Origin of the sequence: Streptomyces shenzhenensis, from assembly GCF_021462265.1 — a bacterium.
In the GTDB taxonomy this organism is placed as follows: Bacteria; Actinomycetota; Actinomycetes; order Streptomycetales; family Streptomycetaceae; genus Streptomyces; species Streptomyces shenzhenensis.
The window spans coordinates 1-6,009 of sequence record NZ_JAJONF010000109.1 but is presented as its reverse complement, the minus strand read 5'-3'; the positions used below and the strand labels follow the sequence as shown (position 1 = coordinate 6,009).

General features: G+C 68.7%; 5 protein-coding genes. 2 read left to right on the top strand and 3 right to left on the bottom strand.

Annotated features, from left to right (window positions below; genetic code table 11):
• Nucleotides 1-97 precede the first annotated feature (97 nt).
• A complete protein-coding gene (locus LQ326_RS46670) occupies nucleotides 98-985 on the top strand; it encodes a phosphorothioated DNA-binding restriction endonuclease (protein ID WP_234545290.1) in 888 nt (295 codons plus the stop codon).
• 337 nt (nucleotides 986-1,322) lie between these two features.
• Here LQ326_RS46670 and LQ326_RS46665 read toward each other — a convergent pair whose 3' ends face one another.
• From LQ326_RS46665 to LQ326_RS46655, 3 genes are all read right to left on the bottom strand, one after another.
• Entirely contained in the window at nucleotides 1,323-1,805 is a 483-nt protein-coding gene (locus LQ326_RS46665; RefSeq protein ID WP_234545289.1) for a KUP/HAK/KT family potassium transporter, read from the bottom strand.
• Between the two features lie 523 nt (nucleotides 1,806-2,328).
• Nucleotides 2,329-3,447, bottom strand: coding sequence for a fatty acid desaturase family protein (locus tag LQ326_RS46660; RefSeq protein ID WP_234545288.1), 1,119 nt, complete (start codon nucleotides 3,445-3,447; stop codon nucleotides 2,329-2,331).
• A 7-nt stretch (nucleotides 3,448-3,454) separates the two neighbouring features.
• Nucleotides 3,455-4,510: a ferredoxin reductase gene (locus tag LQ326_RS46655; RefSeq protein WP_234545287.1), complete on the bottom strand. Its 1,056-nt coding sequence runs from the start codon at nucleotides 4,508-4,510 to the stop codon at nucleotides 3,455-3,457.
• An 87-nt stretch (nucleotides 4,511-4,597) separates the two neighbouring features.
• On the opposite strand from LQ326_RS46655, the gene LQ326_RS46650 reads away from it, so the two are divergent.
• Nucleotides 4,598-5,737 carry a PucR family transcriptional regulator gene (locus LQ326_RS46650; RefSeq protein WP_234545286.1) on the top strand — a complete coding sequence of 380 codons (1,140 nt, stop codon included), beginning with the start codon at nucleotides 4,598-4,600 and terminating at the stop codon, nucleotides 5,735-5,737.
• Nucleotides 5,738-6,009 lie beyond the last annotated feature (272 nt).

Sequence of the window (6,009 nt, the reverse complement as noted above, 5' to 3'; positions counted from 1 at the left end):
CGCCGAGTGGTGTAGCCGATCAAGGGACCGAAACTCGCAAGCCACAGCGGGAACTTCGAACGACCGGGGCGCTCCCGGCGCCTGACCGGGCCGCTTCGTGTGCCGCGCCCAACGGAAAGATCCTCGCGAGCCACTCCTGTACGCCCTCGGCCGGTTCCAGGAGGACACGGAGAGCGACCTGCGGTACAGCGCGGTGGAGCAGGACCTGCAACGGCTGCTGACCGAGTATGGCCCGCCGAACAAGACGACGCCCGCCTACCCCTTCCACCACCTGGTCAGCGACGGAGTATGGGAAGTACGCACCGATCGTGGGTCCGGCAGTCCCGGAAGCGGGGTGCGGGATCTCCGGGACACGGGTGCCACGGGGCGGCTGGCGCCGGACCTGCGGGCAGCACTACGACGCGAACCGGAACTGCTCGGCAGGCTTGCCCGGTTGCTGCTCGACCTGCACTTTCCGCCCTCGCTCCACGCCGATCTGTGCGAGGCGGTCGGTCTGGATCTGGAGTCGGCGGAGACGGAGCACCTCTTGGCCGCGCGCAGGAAGCGGGACCGGCGGATGCTTGAACTGGTGCTGACCGCCTACGAGTGCCGGTGTGCCTTCTGCGGCTACGACCGCCGGATCGGCACGGTGCCGGTCGGGCTCGAGGCCGCGCACGGGCGGTGGTGGGCGTTCGGCGGCCCCGACGAGATCGAGAACGGGCTGTGCCTGTGCTCACTGCACCACAAGCTCTTCGACAAGGGTGTCCTTGGCGTCGGATGGGGGTCCCCCCGCTCGAGCGAAGCCGAGAGTGGGGGAGGTCACCGGATCCTGGTCTCAGAACGCTTCGTCGGCCACAGCCCCGCGGCCCGCGAGCACGTCATAGCGCTCGCGGGCCGTCCGCTCATCGGCCCGCAACCGGGCGCAAGCCCTGTTGCCGCCGCTCACCGCGACTGGCACACCCGCCAGGTCTTCCACGGCAGTTCACGCCCTGCCACCGCTGCCTGATCACTGGCGCCTGCAGAGACGCCTCAGCTCTCCGCCGCGAGAGCGCTGGACGCGACCTGGGGCATGCTTGCCGGGGCTCGCCTTCACTGTCTACTGCCTGGTCGACGTGCCGGCCCTTGGGCGACTCGGAGCCAAGCGCGGCTCAGGCACGTGCCCTCCTGCGCCACCACTCGGTGTGCCTTGGCGGGTGGCGACGGCAACCTGGGCCGTGGTGTGGCTCGCTGGGTATGCCAGCGTCCGCGCGACAGAAGCGGGCAGCGACGAACCCGGACCCGAAGGACTTCGTGCGTAGTGCACCTCAGGCCCGCTCCGCCGGCGATCAGCGGCTGGAGTTCGTCTACACCTCGATGTGTGAGCCCATGATGACCGTGCGGTCGCGGGGAAGGCCGAAGTACTCGGCGGCGTCGGCGGTGATGTAGGAGGTGGCGATGAACAGCCGCTTGCGCCAGGGCGCCATTGTCGGTGACTTGTCGCGCCGGAGATCGATCTTCGACAGGAAGTAGGACGCCTGGTCGAGGTGCAACGGTCCTTCGGTCTGGGCCGGGGTGAGCATGGCCAGGGTGCTGGGTACGTCCGGTGTCTCCATGTAGCCGAACCGGGCGGTGACATGGATGATCCCGTCGTCGGCGTAGCCGAGGTCGTCGACGACGATCCGCTGGTCGGCCGGGACGCGGGGCACGGGCTCTGTCTCAAGCGAGAGGATCACGACCTGGTCGTGGCGCACGCGGTTGTGCTCGACGTTGGCCCGCATGGCCAGGGGCGCGGTCTGCTTGCCCCGGTTGAGGAACACGGCCGTCCCCGGGATCCGGAGCGTCGACACCTTCTCTGGCGGAGGTCTTCGATGAACTCGGGGAGCGGACCCTCGAGTTGCGCCCGTTCGGCGGTGACGATCTCGCGACCGCGTTGCCAGGTCGTCGCAGACGTGACGTGGCCCTGTAGCCGACTCGCAGCCCCTGATCTCCCGGGCGGGCCGGTCTTCCCTCTCTCGCTGACCGACCCGCCCGGGCACCTATAGGGAGGGGCAGCCATCGAACAGGCTGTCCTGGGGTGCGCACCCAGGAACGGGTGGAGGGGGTGCCGTGCCGATGGCGCCCAAGTCTGCGGGGCGTTACCTGGCCCATCGGGGCTGCCGGGTCGCTTCCTGTTTGTGACGCTCGTTTGACGCTCCGAGGCCCCGGCGACCCTTGCAAAGGCCCGTAAAATGCCGCCTGACCTGGTTATTTTTCATCTCCCGCGTGATGCGACATGTTTTCGATGACGCATCACGTGGAGTGCGTGGCGATTCTGGAGCCTACGGACAAGGGCGCCTGACCTCGGGTTCGTGAGCCAGGCGCTTGGAACGATCAGGCGGCGACGAGCTCCTGCTCGCGGGCCGGCGTTTTGACCTCGGGCTTCTTGTTCGGCAGCGAGAGCCGGAAGACCTTGTGCCACGCGGAGAACACCTGTTTGGGCAGCGGTCCGGTGACGTACTCCAGCTCGTACTTTTCGAACAGCGTGCGCACCTTCACCGCGACCTCGGCGTACCGGTTGCTCGGCAGGTCCGGGAACAGGTGGTGCTCGATCTGGTGCGACAGGTTGCCGGTCATGAAGTGCATGGCCTTGCTGCCGCTGATGTTCGCCGAGCCCAGCATCTGGCGCAGGTACCACTGGCCGCGCGTCTCGTCCTTGATCGACCGGCGCTCGAAGACCTGTACGCCTTCGGGGAAGTGCCCGCACATGATGACCGAGTGGGACCAGATGTTGCGGACCAGGTTCGCGGTGAACGTGGCGGCGAGCGTGGTGAGGAACGACGGGCCCGACAGCAGCGGGTGGATCACGTAGTCCTTGAGCACCTGCTTGCGGATCTTGCGGCCCACGGCCTTGGCCCGGGCGCGGAACTCCGGGTTCTTGCGGCGGCGCTTGTGCAGGTTCTTGCCGAGCTCCAGGTCGTACGCTGCGATGCCGTACTCGAAGAAGCAGGCGTTGATGAAGTTCCACAGCGGCTGGCCGAGGTGGAACGGGTGCCACTTCTGGTCCTCGTCGACGCGCATGATGCCGTAGCCGAGGTCGTTGTCCTTGCCGATCACGTTGGTGTACGTGTGGTGCAGCTCGTTGTGCGAGTGCTTCCACTGGTCGGCCGGCGAGACGTGATCCCACTCCCAGGTGGTGGAGTGGATCTTCGGGTCTCGCATCCAGTCCCACTGGCCGTGCAGGATGTTGTGGCCGATCTCCATGTTGTCCATGATCTTCGCCACGGACAGACCGGCGGTGCCGATCAGCCACGCGGGCGGGAAGATCGAGAACAGCAGCACGCCCCTGCTGACCAGCTCGAGTTTGCGCTGCGCCGAGATGACCTTGCGGATGTAGGCGGCGTCCTTCTCGCCGCGGCCGGCGATCACCTCGTCGCGGATCGCGTCCAGCTCGCGGCCGAGCTCCTCGATCTGCTCCGCGGTCAGGTGGGCGGTGGGGTCGATGGCGGTCAAGGTGCTCCTACCGTTCGATGTCGCAGGGGCCCGCCGCGGCGGACACGCAGGTCTGGATGAGGACGCCCGGCTCGGCCTCGGTGATCTTGCCGGTGCGCAGGTCGCGGACGGCGCCCGCCTTGAGCGGCGTGACGCAGCCGAAGCAGATGCCCATGCGGCACCCGGACGGCATGAGTACGCCGGCCTCCTCGCCGATGTCCAGCAACGGCGTGGCGCCGTCCGCGTCGAGGGTCTTGCCGGTGGAGCTGAACGTGACCTCGCCGCCGTCGCCGGCGACGACGATGCTGGGGCGGAAGCGTTCGGTGTGCAGGCGCTCTGGGACGCCGTGTTCGCTCCAGTGCTCTTCGGCGGCGTCGAGCAGGCCCGCGGGTCCGCAGGCCCAGGTCTCGCGCTCGGCCCAGTCGGGCACGAGTTCGTCGAGACGGGTGATGTCGAGCATGCCGTCGGTGTCGGTGTGCGCCTCGGTGAGCTGCAGCTTCTTGTCCGCGACCAGGTCGTGCAGTTCGTTGCGGAAGATCACGTCTTGCGGCCGTGGCGCGCAGTGGACCATGGCGACGTCGTTGAACTCGGTGTCGCGCAGCATGCCCATCACGGGTGTGATGCCGCTGCCGGCCGTCAGGTAGAGCACCTTGGCGGGCTTGGCCTGCGGCAGCACGAAGTCACCGGTCGCCTGGTCGAGCTGGATCAGCGTGCCCGGTTTCGCCCTGCGGACCAGGTGGTTGCTGACCTTGCCGTCCGGGATCGCCTTCACGGTGATCGTGACGCGGCCGTCCTGGCGGTTCGTCGGCGAGGTGATGGAGTAGGCACGCCACAGGCGCACCCCGTCGACGTCGACCCCGATCCGCACGTACTGACCGGCCGTGTGGCCGCGCCAGCCCCGTCCCGGCCTGATCACGATGGTCGCGGCGTCATCCGTCTCGGGGTGCACGGCCTCGATGCGCCCCCGCAGGTCAGCGCCCGCACGCAGTGGGCTGACCAGGTCGAGGTAGTCCGACGGCAGCAGCGGCGTCGTGACCATCTCCAGCAGTTTCCACGCCCTGCTGCGAAGGGCTGCACTCGTCATGACTCCAGCTTGCTGCGTCTCAGGGCGTAAAGTCCTGACCGTAGGGCGTGAATCTGGTGGGTGGAATTGTTCGCAGGGAATAAGAACGTGAGTCGTGTAACCCAGAGGGCCAGCGAACTGGCCCTGGATGAGACGACGGTCACCGCACTTCGGGCCGCGCTGAAGACCACCGCCGACGAGGTCGTCCAGGCGATCATCGACGAGGTCCCTCCCTACGCCAACGCCCTTTCGGGCAGCATGGGCGGCACCATCCGCCGAGCCGTTCGCACCGCCCTCGGGCACTACCTGGACCTCGCGAGCGGGAACGCCACGGGCGGCGACGGCGGTGACGCGGCCTACGAGCTGGGCCGCGGCGAGGTGCGCGACGGCCGTTCGATGGACGCCCTGCTCAGCGCCTACCGCGTCGGCGCCCGCGTGGCCTGGCGATGCCTGGCAGCGGGCGCCGTGTCCGCAGGTCTGCCCGCCGCCGAGGTCGCCAAGTTCGCCGAGCTGACCTTCGCCTACATCGACGAGCTCTCCGCCGCGAGCGCCGCGGGCCACGCCGACGAACTGGCCGCCCGGGGCAGGGCCCACGAGCGCCACCTGGAACACCTGGCCCGCGACCTCCTCGCCGGCGCGAGCCCGGACGTGCTGCTGGCCTCTGCTCAACGGGCCGGATGGCAGCCTCCGGTTACGCTGACGGCGGTCCTGCTGCCCGCCGCCCAGGCCCGGCCTGCCTACCGCGCGCTCGACCCGAGCACCCTCGTCCTCGACGATCTGCCGGACGCCACCGGTGTGCTGCTCGTCCCCGATTCCGACCGATCACATCTCTTGCGGCAGCTGACCGACCGCACCGCCGTGGTCGGCCCGGCCCGGCCATGGACTCGTGCGTCCGCCTCGTACGCACGAGCCGTACGCGCGCGCTCCCTCTCCTCTGATATCCGCGACACCGAGGACCACCTGCCCGAGCTGGTGCTGAGCGCCGACGTGGACGCGTTCGCAGACCTGCGTGTCCGAGCCCTCGCACCGTTGCGCACCTTGCCTGTCGCGACCGCACGGCGGCTGGAGGAGACGTTGCGGGCGTGGCTGCTGCACCAGGGCAGGCGGGACGAGGTGGCGGCGGCGTTGTTCGTCCATCCCCAGACAGTCCGGTACCGGATGTCGCAGCTGCGGGAGCTGTTTCCGGATCTAGCATCGCCACACCGGGTCCTTGAACTGACGCTGGCGGTCGGTCTTCGGGCCAGTTGACGCGTACTTCGACCGTCCACGAACTTCCGGAGGATCCCGGCATCGTGCTCGGTGATGTCGGCGAGCCACAGCCGGTTCGCACAGGTCGCGGTGAAGTCACGGCGGACCAGGTCGTCGTGTACCGGTGGGCCGGCCTTCCTGCCCTTGCCATGCTTCTTGCCGACACGCTCCACCAGCGGTTGTCCCGGCAGATCCGCCATGCTGTGCGGTCCGCCATCACGGCCCCGGCGCCGCGCGCTTCGTCGGCGAGGAAGCGGTAGCCGAACTCCGGG